This window comes from Stenotrophomonas sp. MMGLT7 (assembly GCF_021168555.1).
In the GTDB taxonomy this organism is placed as follows: domain Bacteria; phylum Pseudomonadota; class Gammaproteobacteria; order Xanthomonadales; family Xanthomonadaceae; genus MMGLT7.
On sequence record NZ_JAJOZS010000003.1, the window covers coordinates 450,499 to 470,534 of the forward strand.

Genomic DNA, 20,036 nt, shown 5'->3' on the forward strand with positions numbered 1-20,036 from the left:
GACGACCTATAGCGTCTCCAGCACTTCAACCTTCGTCACCTGCGAGGCCTTGTTGTACAGGTAGTGCTTGCGCTCGTAGCCGCCGCCGGTACGCGGCTTGACTTCCTCCACCAACCGCAGCGCGGCGTCGTAGCGGTAGTGGCGGCCGGTTCCATCAGGGTGGCGCACGCTGGCGATCTGGCCGGCGCCGCCGTAGGCATAGGTGGTCGTCCTCCAGTCGCCGTTGATGTAGTCCTTGCGCTGGACCACGCGGCCACGCGCATCGTAGACGTACTCGACGACATCGCCGTTCGGCCCGGTGATCTGGCCGGGCAGGCCAAGCGCGTTGTAGGCGGCATACACCGTCTTGTGGCCCAGGCCGTTGGCGGCGCTGACCAGGTCGCCCGCCGCGGAATAGCGGTAGGTGATCGCGTCCGCCGCGCCACCGAGCGGACCATCCACCACCACAGACGACAGCAGGCCATTGGTGTGCTTGCCGTAGCTGTAGCTGGTGACCTGCGACCGGCCCTGCCCATGAGAGGTCAGGTCGACCACGGTCTGTCTGGCGATGCGTCCATCAGCGGTGTATTCGTAGCGGGTCTCGCGGTCGCCGGCGATGGTTTCCTTCAGCAGCCGGTTGTTGGTCGTGTCCCAGGCATAGGTGGTCGTGCGCTCCGCGCTGGTGCCCTTGGCCTCGACCTTCTTCAGCAGATGCCCCTGGGCGTCGTAGTCGAAATCGGTGTAGTTGTCGGCGAAGTCGCTGACGACGTCCTCGTAGCCATTGGCGTCGTAGGTCTTTTCCTTGTAGCTGGCGGGGCAGTGCGCCGTGGCCACGCCCGACACCTCGGTCAACTTGTCGTCGACGTAGACGTAGGTCGTCCTGCGGCCCAGCGGGCTGGTCTCGGTGACCGACAGCTTCTGCGGAATCGTCTTGGTCTCGGTGGCGGCGGCAGCCACCGCCTGGGCGCCCATCGACATCGCCGGGGCCTCAACCGAGCGCGGCTGGTAGCAGACACGGCCACTGCCTGGCTTGTAATCGCAGTAGCCGCGGGGTTCGTCGTCGTTGAACCCACCCGGCGGTACCGGCCTGGGCGGTGGCGTCACTGTCTGCGTGGAGGTCACCGAGTAACTGAATCCATAGCGCTCCACATCCCCGGCATGCACCGTGGAAATGGCGCGACCTTCGGCGTCGTAGGCGAAGGTCGAGTAACGGATGCCGTTGAAGGACTTGCCGGTCAATCCGCCTGGAAACCGGCTGTCCTCGTAGTGGTAGCTGATCCTCGTCGCAGGCGATCCCGGCAGGGTGGTGCGCGCCAGTCGGCCATAGCCTGCACCGCTGCCGAAGACGTTGCCGGTGTACTCGTAGCGATAGATGTTGCCGGCCGGGTCCGTGGCCTGGGTCACCACGCCATTGGTCCAGACGAATTTCATCGCCCGCCCGGAACTGTGCGTCACCTGCTTCAGGTACTTGCCCGAATAGGTGAACTTCCAGGCCACGCCGTGTTCGTTGCGGCGCTCGACGATGTAGCCCTCGGCGTTGTACTGCTCGATGCCGTTCTCCTCGTTGTAGAGGGTGTAGCTGCCGTCCGCGTTGCGCAGCGCGAATGCGATCGGCGCGGCTTTTTCTTCCAGGTAGTGGCCGGTCGCGGCATCGCGCAGGAACTTGATGCGGCGTCCGTCGGGGCGCTGCGCCCACAACGTGGTGCCGGACAGCACCAGGCTGTAGTCGAGATTGCTCAACCAGTAGCTGCCGAACAGGCCGCGTGCGCTCCAGAAGGCGTTGTAGGTGCGTTCCAGATAGAGTCCCATTTCCCCGGCAGAGGCAAAGTCCAGCTCCGGCTCGACTTTGTTGCCCGTAGAAATCACCACCGGATTGCCACCGATCACACCCGTGCGTTCGCATTGCGAGGCAAGATTGATCTTGTCGTTGGTGGGCTGCGCGGCAGTCCCTTTGGAGCCGGAGATTACTCCCACTCCTCCGCCTACTTCCGGACGGACTGGACCGGCACCTGGTCCTCTGAAATCGTCGGACGTGGACTCCCAGTGGCAACTCTCGACGGCCCGGGTCTGATAGCTGCTCCCATCCCACCATCCTGTGCTGCTGATGGAACACACTTGGATCATGGCTTCGGCTGGCTGAGCGAAAAAAGCCGCCAGGCACAACAGCAGCCTTACGGACATGCCGATACCCGGAAATCCTTTACGTTGCTTTTCCCCGTTCATCACTTCCCCTGATCGCAGCGAACCGCCGCCTCATCCTGACTTGATACTCCCTGCCACTCGCCTCCCCTTGCAGGAGGCAAAGTTGACCATTCGCCTGTTTATATTCCTTTCCAGAGGCTGAACGCAACTCCGATTAGACGCGGGTCGCGGCGGTACCGATTCAGCGACTCTCGCGCAGGAACCGGGCCATCGACGAAACCCCCGGCACCGCCGGTTCGAACTGGCCGGCGACGTCGATGAAGCCGCGCATCACCGCGATCTCGCGCGGCGGGCGGTTGAGGGCGTCGCGCAGGTCGGGGTCAGCGCCGGCGCGCAGCAGGCGCTGCACCAGCAGCGGCAGGCCGTGCAGCGCGGCCAAGTGCAGCGGGCCGAAGCCGCGCGGGTCCTGTACGTCGAGGACCACGCCTTCGTCGAGCAGGCGCTCGACGCCGGCCAGCACCACCTGCTCGTCGCAGGCGGTGCCCGGTTCGGCGCGCGCGCCGAGCAGCAGCAGCAGCGGGGTGACCGCGCCGGCGGCGATGCGGTCCGGCTCGGCGCCGGCCAGCAGCAGCGTGTCCAGCAGCGCCAGCAGGCGCGCGCGGTCGCGCGAAGTGAATCCGTACAGCGCCGCGCAATGCAGCGGCGCCAGTTCCTGGGCGTCGCCGGCGTGCACGTCGGCGCCGGCGGCCAGCAGGCGCGCGGCGATGTCGGGCAGGCCCAGCGCGCAGGCCAGCATCAGCACGGTGACGCCGCCGGGCAGGCGGTGCTCGATGCGCGCGCCGGCCTGCAGCAGCGCGGCGACGATCTCGCCCTGGCGCATGCTCACCGCTGCCGACAGCGGGGTGGCGCCGCTGCCGGCGGGGTGCTGCGGATCGGCGCCGCGCGCCAACAGCAGTTCCACTACCTGGGCATGGCCGCTGCCGGCCGCGCGCAGCAGGCCGGTGCAGCCCTGCGCGTCGGTGGCGTCCACCGGCAGGCCGAGGTCGAGCAGGCGGCGCACCGCGTCGGCATCGCCGGCCATCGCCGCGGCCGGCACATCGGCCTCGCGCAGCGGCCGCGGAGGCAATGCCCAGCCGCGCCAGTCGAGCCAGTCGGACAGGTCGCGGCGGCCGATCGACAGCGCCACCCCGAGCGGGGTCTGGCCGTCGGCGGCGCGCGATTCGGGCGAGGCGCCCTGCTGGATGAGCAGTTTCAGCGAGCCCTCGCGGCCGAGCGCGGCGGCCAGGTGCAGCGCGGTCATGCCGTGGCTGTCGCGGGCCTCGCGGTCCACGCCGTGTTCGAGCAGCCAGCGCTGCAGGCGCAGCCAGCCCAGCCGCACCGCCAGCGCCAGCGGCGGATCGCCGGCCGGCGAGGGGCCGAACGGATCGGCGCCGTGCTCGGCCAGTTCGAGGGCGAACTGCTCCAGCCCGCGCGAGGCATGGTCGTGCTGCACGCAGGCGGCCAGGAAGCGCCCCAGCCCGCCGCGTCCGGCCGGGCTGACGCCGTGCTGCAGCATCGCCTGCAGGGTCGGCACCGCGTCCACGCCGCGTGCCAGCAGCGCGAACATCGGTACGTCGCCGACGGCATCGGCCACTTCCGGGTCGGCGCCGTGTTCGAGCAGCCAGCCGGCACGGCCGGGATCGAGCACCAGGGTCGGGTCGTGCAGCAGTTCGCCGAGTTCGCGCGGCCCGCACAGGGCCGCCAGCGCCGCCATGCCCTGGTAGTTGCCGAGCTGCAGGCCATCGCGCAGCAGCGCCAGCGGCGGCCGGTCCGGCAGCACGGTGACCGCATCGCCCTGGCCATCGTTGACCGCCGCCGGCAGCGGGTAGGCCGGGTCCAGCGCCGACACCACCGCCCAGCGGCCGGCCTCGGCGGCGATGTCGACCGCGCGGCGGCCGGCGTGGTCAGGCTGGGCCGGGTCGATGCCCAGTTCCAGCAGCCGCCGCACCAGCGCCGCCGACACCCGCTCGGACTGGCAGGCGAGCATCACCGCGTTGCGGCCCTCGGCATCGATCGCCACGACATCGGGCCTGGACGCCAGCAGGTGTTCGAGCGCGCTGCCGCGGGCCTGGCGGGCGGCATCGAGCCACGGCGTGCGTCCGCCCTGGTCGCGCGCCTCCAGGTTGGCGCCGGCGGCCAGCAGTGCGTCGATGACGGCGACGTGGCCGGCCTGCGCGGCCTCGTGCAGCGCGCTGCGGCGCTGGCGGTCGCGCGCATCCACGCGCGCCTTGTACTTGAGCAGCAGCTGCACGCCGGCCGGGTCGTCCTCCTCGGTGCCGGCGGCGGCCAGCAGTACCGGGGTGCCCTCGGCCGGCTCGGGGCGGGCGCCGCGTTCGAGCAGGAACTTGGCCAGCCGCCAGTTGCCGGCCTGGCACGCCAGCGCCAGCGGCGACAGGCCGTCGTGGTTGAGCGCGTCCAGGTCGGCGGCGGCATCGCGCAGCAGCGCGGCCACGCCGGGATCGGAGCTGCGCGCGGCGTGATGCAGCGCGGTATTGCCGTCGCCGTCGGTGGCGCGCGGATCGGCGCCGTTGGCCAGCAGCGTCATCACCGCGTCGGGGCGGCCGTGCCAGCTGTCGCGGGTAGCCGCCAGCAGCGGAGTCATGCCGCGATGGGGATGGTTGACGTCGACGCCGCGGGCGATCAGTTCGCGCAGCAGGCGAAGGTCCGGCAGTACCGCGGCCAGCACGCCGAGGCTGCGCTGGTCGCGCCAGTCCTCATCGGGCAGGCCATGCGGATCGGCACCGGCCTCGAGCAGTTGCAGCGCGTGATCGACGCGGCCGTTGCGCGCGGCCTCGTACAGCGCCTGCTGCTGTTCATGCGCCGGCACCGGCTGCAGCGGCTCCGCCTGGGTGACGGCGAACAGGTCGACCAGGGTAGGCGGGGCGAGGGCGGCGGCGGCCGGCAGCTTCTGCAGCCACACGTGCAGGCCCAGCGACAGCAGCGCGTACAGCGCGGCCATCGGCCAGCGCACGTGGGTGGGCAGCAGCCCCGGCCAGGCCAGCCCCACGCCGCCGGCGCACAGCACCAGCACCAGTACCGCCACGACGAGCCCGCGCCAGGATTGCAGGTCCTGCCCTGCCAGTTGCCGCCAGCGCTCGTCGAGCCGTCCGCCTTCGCGGTCGATCTCCTGCCACAGCGGCCAGGTGCGCCACAGCGCCAGCAACGCGGCGCTGACCGCCACGCTCAGCGCCAGCGCGGCGGCCAGGCTGCCGCTGTCGCGCAGCGCCGCCAGCGGCCAGGCCACCAGCAATGCCAGGACCACGAGACCGGTACCCCACATGGCCAGCGGCGGCCAGGCCAGCGCGCGCAGCGCCGGCCACGCCTTCTGCGGCAGCGCCCGGCTGCGCCGCCACCACGACACGCCCAGCGCCAGCGTCGGCTGCGCCAGCCACACGCCCAGCACGGCGACCACGCCGCCGACGGCCGCGCACAGCGCCAGGGCCAGGCCAGCGGCCACCGCGATGGCGGCCACGCGCCTGGGAGCGGCGCTGTCGGAGGCGGCGGGCCTACTCATCGCGCGCACCTGCGTTGCCGCCGATGGGGGGAGGGAACTGCAGGTGGAATCCGCGCGCGGCCAGGTTGGCCCGTACCTGCGCCGCATCGGCCCGGGCCAGCCTGCGCGCGGGCGTCAGCGCCACTTCCAGCACATACGCGAACGGCGCCAGCGGCGCACGCAGCGCTTCGGGGATCGAGGCGAAATCGTCGCGCTTGGCGAGGTAGACGTAGGTGTCCTGCTTGCGTTGGCTTTTGTAGACGTAGGCTTGCATGCCCGCGGGCCGCTGCCCTGCGTTGATCAGTGCCGGGGATTGTGTCGGAAATACGTCACTGGCGAAAGCTTGGCCAGCGTCCAGGCGAGGAACGACGGGCATTGGAGCCGGTTCCGTTCATCAATGTCGCGGCCGCGGACACTGCCGCGCGGCGGCGGATCGATATACTCGCCGTTCACTGTCCCGCAAGATCCGATGTGACCGCAGCTCCGCCGTCGCCTGCCATGGCACCCCTGTCGATCCGTGCCTTCACTGCGACCACCGCCCTCGGTGCGGGCAACCAGGCACAGCGCCGTGCCTTGCACGAACGCCGCAGCGGATTGCGCCACAACGACTTCGGCGCGGCGGACACTCGCCTGGACTGCTGGATCGGCCGCGTCGACGGCCTGGAGGAAGTGCGGCTGCCGGCGGAACTGGCCGAGCACGACTGCCGCAACAATCGCCTGGCCTGGCTGGCGCTGCAGCACGACGGCCTGCTCGAAGCGGTGGCGCAGGTACGCCGGCGCCACGGCGCGGAGCGGGTGGCGGTGGTGATCGGCACCTCGACCTCCAGCATCGGCGCCAGCGAGGAGGCGTACACGCGGCTGGCCGGGGACGGCGACGACGCGCGCTTCCCCGACGACCTGCAGCGGCCGGTCATCCATACCCCGCATTCGCCGGGCGCCTTCGTGCAGCACGCCACCGGCCTGCGCGGGCCGTGCGTGACCGTGGCCACCGCCTGTTCCTCCAGCGCCAAGGTGTTCGCGCAGGCGGCACGGATGATCGCCGCCGGCGTGGTCGATGCGGCGCTGGTCGGCGGCATCGATTCGCTGTGCGGCAGCGTGCTGTTCGGCTTCAACTCGCTGCAGCTGGTGTCGGCCAGGCCGTGCAAGCCGTTCGACGCGCATCGCGACGGCCTGTCGCTGGGCGAGGCAGGCGGCTTCGCCGTGCTCGAACGCGCCGACGCCGGCGACGGCGAGCTGCAGCTGCGCGGCTACGGCGAATCCAGCGACGCCCACCACATGTCCGCGCCGCACCCGCAGGGGCTGGGCGCGCAGCTGGCGATGACCCGGGCGCTGCAGCGCGCCGGCATCGATGCCGCCGAGCTGGACCATCTCAACCTGCACGGCACCTCCACCCCGGCCAACGACACGGTGGAGGCGCTGGCGGTGGCCGCGCTGTTCCCGGCCTCGCTGCACGCGGCCTCGACCAAGGCCTGGACCGGCCACACCCTGGGCGCGGCCGGCATCGTCGAATCGGTGTTCGCGCTGCTGGCGCTGCAGGACGGCCACCTGCCCGGCACCCTCAACAGCGAAACCCCCGATCCGGCCTGCGGCCCGCAGATCCGCTTCGCCCCCGAACGACGACCGATCCGCTACGCAATGAACAACTCCTTCGGTTTCGGCGGCAACAACTGCTCGCTCGTGTTCGCCCGCCCATGACCGCGCCGACGCTTTCGGCCCGCGTCCAGGGCGTGGGTTTCTGGGGCCGCGGCCTGCCCTCGTGGGCGGCGGCGTGCGCGTTCGCCGTCACCGGCGCGCTGCCCGAGGCCGCGCCGGCACGGCCCTCGCCGCAACTGCTGGCACCGAACGAGCGCCGGCGCGCGCCGGAGACGGTGGCGGTGGCGCTGGACGTCGCCCTGGCCGCCTGCCAGGCCGCCGGCCGCGATCCGGCCACGCTGTCGTCGGTGTTCACCTCCACCCATGGCGACCTGGCGATCACCGACTACATGTGCCGGACCCTGGCCGGGGCCGACCCGGCCGCGCTGTCGCCGACCCGCTTCCACAACTCGGTGCACAACGCCGCCGCCGGCTACTGGACCATCGGCGCCGGCGCGCACGCTCCGGCCACCGCGATCAGCGCCTTCGACGCCAGCTTCGCGCAGGGCCTGATCGAGGCGCTGGCGCAACTGGCCACCGGCACCGAGGCGGTGCTGCTGGTCGGCTACGACAGCCAGTCCTGCGGTCCGCTCGGGCACACCACGCGCAGCGACGGCCTGCTCGGCGGCGCGCTGGTGCTGGCGCGCACGGGCGAAGGCCCGCAGCTGCGGGCCACGCTGGAGGACGGCGAGGCCGGGACGGCCGCCGGTCCGCTGGCGCGGCAACTGGCCGGCAACGCGATGGCGCCGATGCTGGCGCTGTTCGACACGCTGGCCACGGCCGGCGGCGATTGCACGCTCAAGGCCGGCCCCGGCCGCCGCCTGCGGCTGGCGCTGGCGCCATGAGCACGATGCCGATCCGCGCCGACCAGGCCGCCATCGTCATTCCCGCGCTCAACGAGTCGCTGCGCATCCGCGAAGTGGTGACCCAGGCGCTGGCGCACTGCCCCAACGTGATCGTGGTCGACGACGGCTCCGACGACGACACCGTCGCCTGCATCGCCGACCTGCCGGCCACGCTGATCCGCCACCCGCAGCGGCTCGGCAAGGGCGCGGCGCTGCGCAGCGGCTTTGCCGAGGCCGCGCGCCGCGGCCTGCTCGGAGTGATGACGATGGACGGCGACGGCCAGCACAGCGCCGCCGACTTCCCGCGCCTGCTGGATGCGGCCAACCGCCACCCCGGCGACGTCGTCATCGGCGCGCGCCTGCGCAAGCGCGCCAGCCAGCCGACGATCCGCCGCATCGGCAACGACTTCGGCGACTGGGGCATCGCCTGGGCCTGCGGCTTCCGCCTGCTGGACAGCCAGAGCGGGCAGCGCTTCTATCCGCGCGCGGTGTTCACCCTGCCCGATGTGTCCGGCGAAGGCTTCGTGTTCGAGGCGCAGCTGCTGATCTCGGCCGCACGCCAGGCCGGCGCGCGGGTGATCGCGGTGCCGATCGAGACCCGCTACGCCAGCAGCGAGCCCGGCTGCTTCCGCAAGAGCCATTTCCGCCTGGTGCGCGACCTGTACCGGATCACCACGCACGTGGCCGGGCAGATCCTCACGCGCGGCGGCCTTGCCGCCGAATACCGCCGCACCCGTGCGCACCCGGCCGTGATCGACGATCCGAACGGCGAGTTCGCCAGCTTCGATCCTTCCTCGCAGGTGCAGGACCCGCCCTGACCGCCCGCGGCGGCGCTCGACGCCGGCCGCCGCTCAGCCCATCCCGCCGTTGACCCCGATCACCTGGCCGTTGACGTAGCCGGCGGCGTCCGAGCACAGGAACGCCACCAGCGCGGCGACGTCCTCCGGCTTGCCGGCACGGCCGGCGGGGACGACCTGCCTGATCGTCTCCGGCGGGAACTGCGCGGCCGCCATCGCCCCCTCGATCACGCCCGGCGCGACGACATTGGCGGTGATGCCGCGGCTGGCCATCTCGCGCGCCAGCGAACGGGTGGCGCCGTGCAGCGCCGACTTGGCCGCGGCGTAGTTGACCTGGCCGCGGTTGCCGATCACCGCCGCCACCGATGACACGCTCACCACCCGGCCCCAGCGCGTGCGCGCCATCGGCAGCAGCAGCGGCTGGGTGACGTTGAAGAAGCCGTGCAGCGACACGTCGATGACCCGGTGCCACTGCTGTCGGCTCATGCCGGCCATCGGCGCGTCGTCGTGGACACCGGCGTTGTTGACCACCACCTGCACCGGCCCGGCCCGCAGCAGGGCCTCGATCGCCGCCTGGCTGGCCGCGGCGTCGGCGACGTCGAACGCCACCGCCTCGGCGCGGCCGCCTTCGTCCAGTATCCGCGCCACCAGCTGTTCGGCGCGCGCGGCATTGGCATTGGCGTGCACGATCACGTGCAGGCCGTCGGCGGCCAGCCGGCGGCAGATGGCGCCGCCGATGTCGCCACTGCCGCCGGTAACCAGCGCGCGTCGCAGGGAAGTGTTGTCTTTCATGCCAGCCTTGTGGTGTGACGGCGGTTGCGGCGGCGACCTGTGGGAACGATGTGTAGGCGTCGAGCAGGTTGCAGGCCTGCGCCGGGTCCACGAGTTTGCCAGCAGCGGGCCACGGGTGCATACCGGGGAGAGCACGCTAGAATGCCCGCGCACGACCCAGAACGAGAATAGCCATGCTGGATTTGGACGACCTGCTGGCCCCGGTTTCGGATGACCATCCTGCGGGGGAAGACCTTTCATTTTCGATCGAGTTCGACCGGATCCAGGAGTTCCGGCGCTTCGACGATCCGACCCTGGAGCAGGGCGAGTGGCAGACGGACATCAAGTTCGCCGACTGGCCCGCCGCGCTTGCCGAGAGCGCGCAGCTGCTGCGCACGCGCACCAAGGACCTGCGCCTGGCCGGCTGGTTCGCCGAGGCCAGCGCCCAGACCGACGGTTTCGCCGGTCTCGCCCAGGGCTACCGCCTGGTCGCCGGGCTATGCGAGCGCTACTGGGACCAGGTGCACCCGCTGGCGGTGGACGACGACCAGGAAGAGCGCATCGGCAACATCAGCTGGCTGCTCGGCAACTCCCTGCAATGGCTGCGCACCATCCCCATCGTGTCCGCGCCGCAGGGGCGCTACGGCCTGGATGCGTTCGAGGCCGCGCGTGCCCACCAGGCCAGCGGCGAGGAGATCCCCGGGCAGCCGGGGCTGGAACTGTTGGAGGCGGCACGCCGCGACACCCCGCACGATTTCTATCGCACGCGGCTGGAGAGCGTGGCCGACTGCCTGCAGGCGCTGGACGGCCTGCGCGATGCGGTGGACGCACGCCTGGGCATGGACGGCCCCAGCTTCAGCGCGGTGCGCGAGCGGCTGGAGCACCTGCACACCACCATTGCCCGCTTCGCGCGCGAGGCCGGCCTGCTGGTCGACGCGGTGGACGCCGCACCGGCGCAGGCGGGAGACGACGAGCCGGCCGAACCCGTGCCCGCCGCGGCCACGGGTACCCCGCGCGGCCCGGCGCAGGCGCCGGCCACGCGCAAGGAAGCCCTGGCCCAGCTGCGCCAGGTCGCCGAGTTCTTCCGCCGCACCGAACCGCACAGCCCGGTGGCCTACCTGGCGGAGAAGGCCGCGCGCTGGGGCGAGATGCCGCTGCACGTCTGGCTCAAGCGCGTGATCAAGGACGACAGCGTGCTGCAGCAGATGGAAGAGATGCTCGACGTGGAGCAGAACCAGGACTATTCCTGAGCCGCCGAGCTCGCGCCTGGGGCAACGCGGCGCATCCGGAAGAAGCCGCCGCAGAACGTCGATCCCGGTTGCGACCTTCTCCCCTTCTCCCGCTTGCGGGGGAAGGTGCCCGAAGGGCGGATGGGGGTTGCCTGGAGCATCGGGAAGCCAGAGCAAAAGCCCCCCATCCGGCGCTGCGCGCCACCTTCCCCCGCAAGCGGGAGAAGGGAACTTGCACATCTTCATGCGTCTTGCGAAGCCTGACATTCGGCGCCGCCGCCGTCAGAGCACCTTGAACTCGATGCGGCGGTTGCGCGCGCGGCCCTCGGCGGTGGCGTTGTCGGCCACCGGCTCGTCGGCGCCCCTGCCCAGCGCGGTCAGGCCGGCGCCGGGGATGCCGTGCTGCACCAGGTAGGCGCGCACCGCCTGCGCACGCGCCTGGCTCAGCGCCTGGTTGGACTGCGGCTGGCCGACGTTGTCGGTATGGCCGACGATCTGCACCTTCACGTCGTCCATCTCGCGCATCCTGGCCACCATCTCGTCGAGGATCGCCATGCCCCGGGGCGTCAGCCGGGCGCTGCCGCTCTCGAACTCGATGATGCGGTCGGCCAGCGTGGCATCGAGCACGCTCTGCTCCGAGCCGCCGGTCTTCAGGCTGTTGGTGACGGTGTAGGAGGTGTTGCTGGCCACGCTCAGCTCGCTCAGCACCTGCTGCCGCTGCGCCTCGTTGAGCACCTGCCCGCTGATGCGCACCGATTGCCCGTTGACCTCGAGCTTGCCGTCGTTCACCCGCTTGATGCCCGGGCCGATCATGTTGGCGACGTACTCGCCCCAGTTGGGCGGGGTGGGGATGTCCTGCACCTGCACGCGATCGACCACGCGCGCATCGCCGTAGACCGCGCGCAGGCTCGCCAGGATGCGCTGCTTGGTGGCCTCGTCGGGCACCACGCCCTCGGCGATCGCCGGCCGCTCGTCCGCGCCGGACTGCGCCTGTGCCGGGGCGGTGGGCCACGCGCCGGCCAGGCACAGGGCGATCGGGGCCAAAGAGGAAAGTCGCATGCTCATGTTCCCAGGAATGTCTCGCCGAACAGCTTGCGCGCGGTCTTCAGGCTGACGTCGTCGCGCTCGAGGTAGGTCGCCAGCCGGTTGAGGGCATAGTCGCCTGACAGGTACTCGTCCACCCATTCGGCATCGGCGGTGTGGATCAGGAAGTCGCCGGCCTGCTGCGGGTCCATGGCCGCGTGCAGCGCGTGCGGGTCGGCGCCGTTGAAGCCGACCAGCAGCTGCGGCGCCTGCGCGTCGCGCACCAGCACGGCCAGCTCGAACTCGCCGCGGCCGAGGAAGGCGGCGACGATGTCCAGCCAGAACGCGGCCACCAGCGGCCGCGAGATCGCATCGCGCGGCAGCGGCAGCACCAGCGCGCGGTCGATGGCGAGGCTGCCGCCGGTCAGCAGCGGCTGCAGCAGCAGCCCCAGCGCCGGCAGCATCTGCCGCAAGCGCAGAGGGCCGTGGCCGGCATCCTCGATCAGGGCCTGCAGCGAGCCGATGCTCTGGATGTCCAGGAAGTCCTGGAAGGTGGCGTGGTAGGCCGACACGTCCGGGCTCAGCGCGTAGCGGGTCTCGGCCAGCGCCGCCAGCGCGGCATCGTCGCCGGCGGCCTGGCGCGCCTGCCGCGACAGGCCCGACCAGACCTTGGACATCGCCAGCGGGCTGAGGCCGATGAAGCGCAGCGGTTCGGCCACCTCGAAGCGCACCGCCGACAGGAACGGGAAGCGCCGCTGCGAGGCATCGCGGCTGGGCAGCAGGTGGCCGCACAGCACCACCTTGCTGCGCGAGCCCAGGAACGCGTACTGCACGTCCGGGGCCTCGTCGTAGATGCGCTTCCAGTCCGGGTTCTGGCTCAGCGCCTCGACCCCGGCGCCGGCCCAGCGGTCCAGCCACGCCAGCAGCTGGTGGTTGTCCGAGGCGCGCACGAAGTCGCCGCGGGTGGGAATCTTGCCGAAGTAGCAGACCGCTGCGTTGACCTCGCGGCTCATCGCCCACCTCCTTGCTGCGGCGTGGCCGCGGTCGATTCCGGCGCGGCCGCCGGGGCGCCGGCCACGGTGTCCGGAAGCTGCAGTCCCTTCTGCCAGTCGTTGCCCTGGGTCGCGGTGCCGGCCTTGCGCACCACCCGCATCTCCACCGGCACGGTGACGCCGTCGCGCTGCCACACCACGCCGCGTTCGCCCTCGTACTCGCCGCTTTCCATCATGCGGGTGAAGGCGTTGGAGCCGGAGGCGGCGAACACCTCCACCGTGCGCCCGTCGCTGGTCACCGCGGTGATGCGCGCGCCCGGCACCGCGCCGGGGTTGGGATACTGCATGGTCATCCATTGCGGCGTGGTGTTGCGGTAGCGCAGCACCTGGCCATCGATCTCGATGGTGTACTCCACCGCGCCGGTGGCCGGCGCCGGCAGGATCTCGAAGATGGTCGAGTCCTGCGACAGGCCCGCCTGGCCGCTCACCCAGTTGCCGTAGTTGGCCACCAGCTGGTTGGACAGGGTCACGCCCAGCCCGGCCCAGCGGCGCGCCTCCAGCAGCGGTCCGCGCTGGATCACCAGCGTGCCCAGCGCATCCTTGCTGAAGGCGGAGATGCTGCCGGTGGGGCCGAAGATCGCGGCGATGTCGCTGGCGGCGGCGTCGACGTCGGAGGTGAGGTTGAACGGATACTGGCGGCCGATGCCGTTGTTGAACGGCTGGTACACCTGCGCCGCCCACACCCGGTTGATCTCCTGCTCGGTCGGCTCGACCAGCGCCGAGAAGGTCTGCGTCAGCGGCCGCAGCAGCAGCGGGCGCAGGCTGCCGCGCTGCTCGTCGTCGACGCCGGCGAGCATCTGCTCGTCCACCAGCGCCAGCGCCGCGCTGAGCTCGGAGCCTTCGTTGCTGAAGGTGTCCTGCATCAGCTTGCGGGTGCCGATGCCGGCCTCGCCCTGGTTCTTGATCGCGTTGAGCCGGCTGCGCAGCTTGCCCAGCTGCTCGAAGTAGGCGTCCTCCAGCGAGGGCTGTCCGTCGCGCTTGGCGGTCAGCCGCACCAGCGCGTCGAAGGCCTTGCCGACCGGCCCGACCGGTACCTTGGCCGCGGGCTCGTCGGCCGGATCGCGGCGCAGCACGACGCGGCGGAACCAAGCGACGAAGCCGCCGGCCGCCTGCCGCGCGCGCGCATCGGCGGCCGGGTTGTCCCACACGGTCTGCTCGGTGAGCTTGTCCAGCAGCCGGCGCAGCGGCGAGTTGGCCGGGTCGCCGAGGCGGTTCAGCGCCGCCACCGCCTGGTCGAAGTCCTGGAACGTGGCCACGCTCAGGCCCTTGGCGAACTTGCGCCACTCCTGCGCGTACTCCTGCTTGTACAGCGTGGTCAGCTCGCGGGCGATGTGCTCGGGGCTGCCGGCCAGCGACAGGTCGCTCTGCTCGGTCGCGTCCAGCACCCAGTCCTGCACGCTGAGCTGGGTGTTGGCGGCCTCGCCGATGGCGTCCTTGACGTACTCCTGCCAGGCCTGGCGCGAGAACGCGCCGGAGATGGCATAGCTGCCGGTGATCGCGTCGCGGTTGAACTCCTCGCCCAGCAGCGCGTTGACGGTGACGGTGGGGAAGCGCGAGGCGGCGCGCGCCTTGATCTGCGCGAACACCCGCTGCAGCGCCGGCTGCCCCTTCATCACCTGCGCCAGCGCCTGGCGGCTGTCGTTGACCAGCGCCACCTTGGTCTGCACCTGCGGCCAGTCGCGGTTGCCGGACTGGGCCACGTAGAAGCTCATCAGCTTCTCCGCCGCGCGCGCCATGTCCTCGCGGCTCATCTGGCCGCGGTTGGCGTCGAGCCAGCCGCGCCAGAACATGGTCAGCTGCTGGGCCAGGTGGGCATCCTCCACGCGCGTGCGGTCGCCCAGCATCAGGTAGGTCTTGAGGGCGTTGTAGACGTCGTTGGTATCGGTCGGCGAGGCTTCCTGGTAGAGCGCGCCGGCTTCGCCCGCCGCTGCCGGGGACGGCTGGCCGAGGCGCTCGCGCTCGGACACCGCCTGCGCCAGGAAGGCCTCCAGCCGCGCGGTGGTCGGCTCCACCATGACCTGGCGCATGCCCTTGAAGTACTCGTCCAGCAACTTACGGCGGATGTTGTCGCCCTGGTACAGCCCCAGGTGGGTGGTGATGCCGCCCTGGCGGTCGTAGCGGTCGATCTGCGCCAGCCGGTCCTGCAGCAGCAGCAGCGCGTCGATGCGCGACTTCAGGTCCACCTTGCCCTGCTGCAGCTGCACCGCCTGCTGCAGGTCGCGGGTGGCGTTGTCCACCAGCCGCGCGTTGGTGGTGTAGGACCAGGTCCACAGGCCCAGCGCGATCGCCAGCGCGCCGACCGCGCCGAGGAACACGCCGTAGCGCAGGCGGTTCTGCCGCGGGCTGGAATACTGCCGCACCAACTGCTTGTCGGCGAAGATGACCTTGCGGAACAGGTCCTTGAGGAAGTACGCATCGTGTCCTTCCGGCACGCGGTCGCCCTGCGGCGGCTGCCCCTGCAGCGCGAACTGGCGGCCGACGCGCTCGGAGGCGTAGTGCACCGACTGCCCTTCCTGCAGCGCGCTGGAGAAGTAGAAGCCGCGGAACACCGGCTTGAACTGGTACGGGTTCTCCTCGAACAGGGTGGCGATGAAGGTGCGCAGCGCCGGCTTGATGCCGACGAACTCCAGCGGCAGCGTCAGCAGCCCCGGCGACACCTCGCGCCCGCGCAGCATCGCCATGTGCGCCAGGCTCATCTCCTTGATGCCCTCGGCCAGTTCGTCGAAATGCTGGTCGAACGCGGCCAGCGCATCGGTCTGGGCATGCGGATCGAACGGCAGCGTGGCGCCCCATACGCCCTCGCGCTCGCCCGGATCCAGGTGCTGGAAGAACTCGGAGAAGCCGGCGATCAGGTCGGCCTTGGTGAACACCACGTAGATCGGCGCGAACACCTCCAGCCGCTCGGCGATCTCCTGCACGCGCTGGCGCAGGTTCTTGGCCAGCTCCATCGCGAACTCGGGCTTGCTGCCGGACAGCTCGGCGATGCTGGCGGCGATGATGATGCCGTTGATCGGCGCGCGCGGGCGGTGCTTCTTGAGCAGGCCCAGGAAGGTCAGCCACTCGAAGCGGTCCTCGACGCTGACCGAGTAGCGGCCGGCGGTATCGAGCACGATGCCCTGGGTGGTGAAGTACCAGTCGCAGTTGCGGGTGCCGCCGATGCCCTGCACCACGTTGCCGCGGGCGTCCTCGAACGGGAACTGCAGGCCCGAGTTGAGGATGGCCGTGCTCTTGCCGGCGGCGGGGTTGCCGATGATCACGTACCAGGGCAGCTCGTACAGCGCGGCGCTGCCCTTGAGCATGCCGATGCGCGACGACTTGATGGCCTTGACCGCCTCGAGCATGCGCGTGCGCAGCGCCTCGGTATCGCCACGGTTGGACGGCTGCGCGGCGGCGACCGCGCGGTCGGCCTGGTCCTTGACCATCGCGTCCAGCCCGCGCGCGGCACGCCGCGCCAGCCAGCGCCGTACCAGCCAGACCAGCAGCGCCACCACCAGGGAGATGGCCAGCACGACCGCGGCCCAGAAGGCGATCTCGCGCATGCCGTCGTGGCCGAAGTAGCCCACGCCGGCCGCGACCAGCAGGCCGATGACCATCCAGAGGCGGTAGTCGCTGAGGTAGTACCTGAGATTGCTCACCATCACGTCCTGTTCGGATGCTCTTAAGTTGGGATGTTCTGGGCGCCGCCGGCCGGGACGGTCCCGTCCGGCGCGCTGTCGGGGGATGCACCGCCGGCAGGCAGCGAAGCCGTGGCCACGACCGCGGCCACGCGCAGGTCCGGCTCGTCCACGCCCAGCACGAGCACGGCACGGTCGCTGGCGCCGGCGCGGGTGGCGGCCAGCGCCAGCGTGGCCACTGCGACGACCGGCACGACCGTGCCGGCCAGCGCGCCGCAGGCGAAGCATTGCCGGTAGCCGTCCAGCTCGGGGCAGGCGGCCACCGCCGCGGAACTGGCCTCGACGGCGCGGTCGGCACGCTGGTCGGCATCGCTCACCAGCCAGTCCACCTGCCCGGCCTCCACCCCGGCCGCCTGCATCGCGGCCTGCAGCAGTTCGGCGCTCTGGCGCACACGGGCGCGTTCGCTGGCCGGCACCGTCTCCAGCGCCGCCAGCCGCGGCGGGTGCAGCACCACGCCGTCGGCATCCGCGCCACCACGCACCTGCCTGAGCAGCACGCCGGCGGCGCCTTCGCCCGGCAGCGTGCCCTCCGGGTGCCGATGATCGGCCAGTGCGCCACGCATCTGCAGGCGCTCGATCCAGGCCGCGTCGACCAGCGAGCCCGCGGCCAGCAGCAGCTGCCAGTGTTCCCCTTCCGGTTCCCGCCGCGTCAGCCGTTGCAGCAGGCGCCAGGCATCGCCGCTGCTGCGGGCCGGCACCGCCTCGACCCGGAGCTGCGCGGCCGCCAGGCCCAGTTCCGCGGCCCAGTCCGACACGATCGCCGCGGCGGTGCGCTGCATCTGCTCGTTCCAGTCGGCGGGCAGCAGCAGGGCGACGTCGAGGTGGCCGCCGGCGATGCTCTCCTGCTGCCGGCGCAGGCCGGCCACCACCTCGCCGGGAAGCTCGCGCGGCGCCGGCAGCTCGGCCAATGCCTGCAGCAGCAGTTCCTCGGCCACCGGCTGCAGCAGCGCCAGCGCGCGCAGCGGTGCCTCGCCGAAGGCGCTCGCGCCCTGGCGGTCTTGCACCCAGTCGCGCGCCGCGTCGACGTCGAGGTCGGGCACGTACGCGGCGAACACCGGCAGGCCGTCGCGATCGCGAAGTTTCGGGTGCAGCCCGGGGCGGGCGAGTTCGGTGTGCTGGCTGGACAGTTGCCCGGCATCGCTGCCACAGGCGAGGTTGACCGCCGCGGCGCGGACCAGCGTCAACCCGGCCTGCGGGCCGGGCGCCGCCGCGGCCGTCTCCGCCGCCGCCGGTGCCGGCGGCGGGGCCTGGCCATCCTGGCGCTGCAGGCGGTCGGCACCGGCCTGCGCCAGCCGCCGCCAGCCGCTGCTCAGCATCCAGCCGCCGCCGAGCAGGCCGGCCGGCACGATGCCCAGCCAGGTCAGCAGGTCCCAGCCGTTGGGCGCCGCGCCGCTGCTGCGCCAATAGAAGATCGCCCCGCCCCACGAGACGGCGAAGACCGTCGCGGCCGACAGCACATTCCTCAGCAGTGAAGTGGTTGGCATCTCGCTCCTTGCGCAATCCGGCGGCCGGACACGGCCTGCCGGCTCCTGTTCGCGTTACCCGATACCCGCGTTCGACTGGCTGGAAACGAGCGTGCCGCCGCATGCGGTCTTGTCGCCATGCCGCGCCACCGGCTGGCCGTCGACGATGACGGCGGCATCGCCGGACACGATCTCGGTGGTGCCGTGCCTGCTGCACACCACCTTGTCGCCGACACGGGCCACGGGCTTGCCGGCCACGTCGGTCTGGCCGGAGCCGCTGACCACTCGACCACCGTGATCCAGGGGGTCTCCAACGACGATGAAGGGTCGTGACATCCTTTCGTTCCTCGACTATTCGTTTCCGATATGGCGCCGTTTCCCCGGTACTCGCCACCGCTTTCCCTGTCCTATCAAGATTAGCAGGAGTTGGCGCGATGGTGCCTATCCGGACTGCCTGCGGCGGGCGGCGCGGGCATCGCGGCAGGCCTGGGCGTCCTCCAGGTGCACGTAGTCCTTGATGCTGCGCCAGCTTCCGCCCCACTCCAGGCCGGCCTGCCTGGCCAGTTCGCCGTACAGGAAGTACCCCCGCCGCGTCCACGGATCGGACATGTCCCATTGCAGGCGGCCGTCGCGCATCGGCGCGCTGTCCACCGCCAGGCCGTACTGGTGGCAGCTCTGCCAGGCGCCGGCACGGGTGGCCTTGCCCGCCTCGATCAGCTCGGCCTGGCGCTCCGGGCTGCGATAGCCCTCCACCAGCACCATCTGGTAGCCATGCCGGCGCATGATCTCGTAGATCGCCAGCACCTGCTGCTGCAGGCGGGCGTCGATGTGCTCCCAGCGGCGGTCGGCGTGGGCGATCTCGGGCCGCAGCCGCAGGATCTCCTCGGTGGTGAACACCTCCGGCGGCGGCGGCGGCGGCGGCACCAGCCGCTCGCCGCGCAGCAGCTGCGCGATCATGCTGCCCGATTCGGACAGGTCCGCCGCCTGGAAGTCCTCCAGCGCGACATTGCGGCGCACCGACAGGATCACCAGCGGCGGCACCGTCAGCAGCAGCAGCGCGGCGACCAGCAACCAGCGATGGCGAAACACGAATCCCCGGCTCTCGCGTGCCAGGCTGCGCACCTCCGAAGCGGTGCGCAGCGGACGCTCCAGGGTGCGCCGGCCGGCCAGGCCGAGGCGTTCGCGCCAGCGCCGGCCCCGGTCGGCCAGCCGCCGCGTGGCGCGTTCGCCGGACTCCGGAAACAGCAGCCACCAGCACACCGCCGCGAAAAGCAGCAGGAACAGTACCCCCGACACGATCAGCAGCACGGCCCGCTCCCGTCCTCACGCCGTGTTGACGGTTCAGGGTCAGCCACTAGAATCGGCGGCAGGACAGGACCTGGATCCGCCGGGCCCAGGCAGGAGGCCGAGATTGAGCAGCCCCAACACGCACCGCCCCACCCTGATCTCCGGTCAGCCCGCCTCCGCGGCCGGCGGCTCCCACCGCATCCTGGCCGACATGGAGGGCCGCGGCGGCCGCGCCACGGCGGCGGCGGAACGGGCCGCGGCGGCCACGCGCCAGCGTCCCTGGCCCTGGAAATGGCTGATCCTGGCGGCGGTGGCGACGACATTGCTGCTGGCTTCCCTGGCTGTGTTCCGTGCGACGTCCAGTCGGGACGACGGCGTGTCCACCGCTTCCCCTTTCGCCCCCTTGCCCGCCGAACCGGCGACGGCGTCGCACGAGCAGGACCGGGGGGCGGCCATGATAGTGGATGATCCGTCGGCTTCGGCGACCGGCGCGTCCGCCGCCGCTGCCTCGGCGCAGGCGGCCCCGGACCCCGCGGCCGCTGCCGGCCAGCCGCTCGCCGCTGCCGCCGCGCCTGCCGATGCGGCCCCGGCCGCCGCCGGCCGGACCCCG

General features: G+C 71.6%; 15 protein-coding genes. 5 read left to right on the plus strand and 10 right to left on the minus strand.

All coding sequences use genetic code 11. From position 1 onward, the window contains the following. Positions 1 to 6: 6 nt before the first annotated feature. The 3 genes from LRX76_RS06660 to LRX76_RS06670 form a co-directional block, all read right to left on the minus strand. The gene (locus tag LRX76_RS06660) at positions 7 to 2,202 is read right to left on the minus strand and encodes a DUF6531 domain-containing protein (protein ID WP_331716757.1); all 2,196 of its coding nucleotides are present in this window, start codon (positions 2,200 to 2,202) and stop codon (positions 7 to 9) included. 160 nt (positions 2,203 to 2,362) lie between these two features. Beyond that, complete coding sequence (locus tag LRX76_RS06665; RefSeq protein WP_231803317.1) at positions 2,363 to 5,674, minus strand: ankyrin repeat domain-containing protein; 3,312 nt, start codon at positions 5,672 to 5,674, stop codon at positions 2,363 to 2,365. Continuing rightward, positions 5,667 to 5,927, minus strand: coding sequence for a YcgL domain-containing protein (locus tag LRX76_RS06670; RefSeq protein WP_231803381.1), 261 nt, complete (start codon positions 5,925 to 5,927; stop codon positions 5,667 to 5,669). Before LRX76_RS06670 ends, LRX76_RS06665 begins: the two co-directional genes overlap by 8 nt. Before the next feature lie 224 nt (positions 5,928 to 6,151). Here LRX76_RS06670 and LRX76_RS06675 point away from each other — a divergent pair, with 224 nt between their 5' ends. Genes LRX76_RS06675 through LRX76_RS06685 form a run of 3 tightly spaced genes read left to right on the plus strand, consistent with a single transcriptional unit; the run spans position 6,152 to position 8,948 of the window. Then, positions 6,152 to 7,348 carry a beta-ketoacyl-[acyl-carrier-protein] synthase family protein gene (locus tag LRX76_RS06675; protein WP_231803319.1) on the plus strand — a complete coding sequence of 399 codons (1,197 nt, stop codon included), beginning with the start codon at positions 6,152 to 6,154 and terminating at the stop codon, positions 7,346 to 7,348. Continuing rightward, the gene (locus tag LRX76_RS06680; RefSeq protein ID WP_231803321.1) at positions 7,345 to 8,130 is read left to right on the plus strand and encodes a beta-ketoacyl synthase chain length factor; all 786 of its coding nucleotides are present in this window, start codon (positions 7,345 to 7,347) and stop codon (positions 8,128 to 8,130) included. The genes LRX76_RS06675 and LRX76_RS06680 overlap by 4 nt, the downstream gene beginning before the upstream one ends. Further along, positions 8,127 to 8,948: a glycosyltransferase family 2 protein gene (locus tag LRX76_RS06685; protein ID WP_231803323.1), complete on the plus strand. Its 822-nt coding sequence runs from the start codon at positions 8,127 to 8,129 to the stop codon at positions 8,946 to 8,948. Before LRX76_RS06680 ends, LRX76_RS06685 begins: the two co-directional genes overlap by 4 nt. Before the next feature lie 33 nt (positions 8,949 to 8,981). Here the strand turns inward: LRX76_RS06685 and fabG are convergent, their stop codons facing one another. Beyond that, positions 8,982 to 9,719 carry a 3-oxoacyl-ACP reductase FabG gene (fabG, locus tag LRX76_RS06690; protein ID WP_231803325.1) on the minus strand — a complete coding sequence of 246 codons (738 nt, stop codon included), beginning with the start codon at positions 9,717 to 9,719 and terminating at the stop codon, positions 8,982 to 8,984. A gap of 173 nt (positions 9,720 to 9,892) precedes the next feature. Between fabG and tssA the strand changes: the two genes are divergently transcribed. Beyond that, complete coding sequence (gene tssA / locus LRX76_RS06695) at positions 9,893 to 10,948, plus strand: type VI secretion system protein TssA (RefSeq protein ID WP_231803327.1); 1,056 nt, start codon at positions 9,893 to 9,895, stop codon at positions 10,946 to 10,948. Between the two features lie 261 nt (positions 10,949 to 11,209). Here tssA and LRX76_RS06700 read toward each other — a convergent pair whose 3' ends face one another. The 6 genes from LRX76_RS06700 to LRX76_RS06725 all read right to left on the minus strand — a co-directional run bounded on the left by LRX76_RS06700 (position 11,210) and on the right by LRX76_RS06725 (position 19,447). Continuing rightward, a complete protein-coding gene (locus LRX76_RS06700; protein ID WP_231803383.1) occupies positions 11,210 to 11,986 on the minus strand; it encodes an OmpA family protein in 777 nt (258 codons plus the stop codon). Positions 11,987 to 11,988: 2 nt separating this feature from the next. Continuing rightward, positions 11,989 to 12,963: a type VI secretion system-associated protein TagF gene (gene tagF / locus LRX76_RS06705; RefSeq protein WP_231803329.1), complete on the minus strand. Its 975-nt coding sequence runs from the start codon at positions 12,961 to 12,963 to the stop codon at positions 11,989 to 11,991. Then, positions 12,960 to 16,640, minus strand: a complete 3,681-nt coding sequence (gene tssM, locus LRX76_RS06710) for a type VI secretion system membrane subunit TssM (RefSeq protein WP_231803385.1) — start codon at positions 16,638 to 16,640, stop codon at positions 12,960 to 12,962. The genes tagF and tssM overlap by 4 nt, the downstream gene beginning before the upstream one ends. Before the next feature lie 20 nt (positions 16,641 to 16,660). Further along, entirely contained in the window at positions 16,661 to 18,160 is a 1,500-nt protein-coding gene (locus LRX76_RS06715) for a hypothetical protein (protein WP_231803331.1), read from the minus strand. A gap of 54 nt (positions 18,161 to 18,214) precedes the next feature. Further along, entirely contained in the window at positions 18,215 to 18,475 is a 261-nt protein-coding gene (locus tag LRX76_RS06720) for a PAAR domain-containing protein (protein ID WP_231803333.1), read from the minus strand. Between the two features lie 105 nt (positions 18,476 to 18,580). Further along, positions 18,581 to 19,447, minus strand: coding sequence for a M15 family metallopeptidase (locus LRX76_RS06725; RefSeq protein WP_231803335.1), 867 nt, complete (start codon positions 19,445 to 19,447; stop codon positions 18,581 to 18,583). 103 nt (positions 19,448 to 19,550) lie between these two features. Between LRX76_RS06725 and LRX76_RS06730 the strand changes: the two genes are divergently transcribed. After that, positions 19,551 to 20,036, plus strand: a 486-nt coding sequence (locus LRX76_RS06730; RefSeq protein ID WP_231803337.1) for a hypothetical protein, incomplete at its 3' end; no start/stop codon positions are given.

What these genes read in the sequence shown, in the direction of transcription:
- LRX76_RS06660 (WP_331716757.1), bottom strand. Translation starts at nt 2,202, where the DNA reads ATGAACGGGGAAAAGCAACGTAAAGGATTTCCGGGTATCGGCATGTCC.
- LRX76_RS06665 (WP_231803317.1), bottom strand. Translation starts at nt 5,674, where the DNA reads ATGAGTAGGCCCGCCGCCTCCGACAGCGCCGCTCCCAGGCGCGTGGCC.
- LRX76_RS06670 (WP_231803381.1), bottom strand. Translation starts at nt 5,927, where the DNA reads ATGCAAGCCTACGTCTACAAAAGCCAACGCAAGCAGGACACCTACGTC.
- LRX76_RS06675 (WP_231803319.1), top strand. Translation starts at nt 6,152, where the DNA reads ATGGCACCCCTGTCGATCCGTGCCTTCACTGCGACCACCGCCCTCGGT.
- LRX76_RS06680 (WP_231803321.1), top strand. Translation starts at nt 7,345, where the DNA reads ATGACCGCGCCGACGCTTTCGGCCCGCGTCCAGGGCGTGGGTTTCTGG.
- LRX76_RS06685 (WP_231803323.1), top strand. Translation starts at nt 8,127, where the DNA reads ATGAGCACGATGCCGATCCGCGCCGACCAGGCCGCCATCGTCATTCCC.
- fabG (WP_231803325.1), bottom strand. Translation starts at nt 9,719, where the DNA reads ATGAAAGACAACACTTCCCTGCGACGCGCGCTGGTTACCGGCGGCAGT.
- tssA (WP_231803327.1), top strand. Translation starts at nt 9,893, where the DNA reads ATGCTGGATTTGGACGACCTGCTGGCCCCGGTTTCGGATGACCATCCT.
- LRX76_RS06700 (WP_231803383.1), bottom strand. Translation starts at nt 11,986, where the DNA reads ATGCGACTTTCCTCTTTGGCCCCGATCGCCCTGTGCCTGGCCGGCGCG.
- tagF (WP_231803329.1), bottom strand. Translation starts at nt 12,963, where the DNA reads ATGAGCCGCGAGGTCAACGCAGCGGTCTGCTACTTCGGCAAGATTCCC.
- tssM (WP_231803385.1), bottom strand. Translation starts at nt 16,640, where the DNA reads ATGGTGAGCAATCTCAGGTACTACCTCAGCGACTACCGCCTCTGGATG.
- LRX76_RS06715 (WP_231803331.1), bottom strand. Translation starts at nt 18,160, where the DNA reads ATGCCAACCACTTCACTGCTGAGGAATGTGCTGTCGGCCGCGACGGTC.
- LRX76_RS06720 (WP_231803333.1), bottom strand. Translation starts at nt 18,475, where the DNA reads ATGTCACGACCCTTCATCGTCGTTGGAGACCCCCTGGATCACGGTGGT.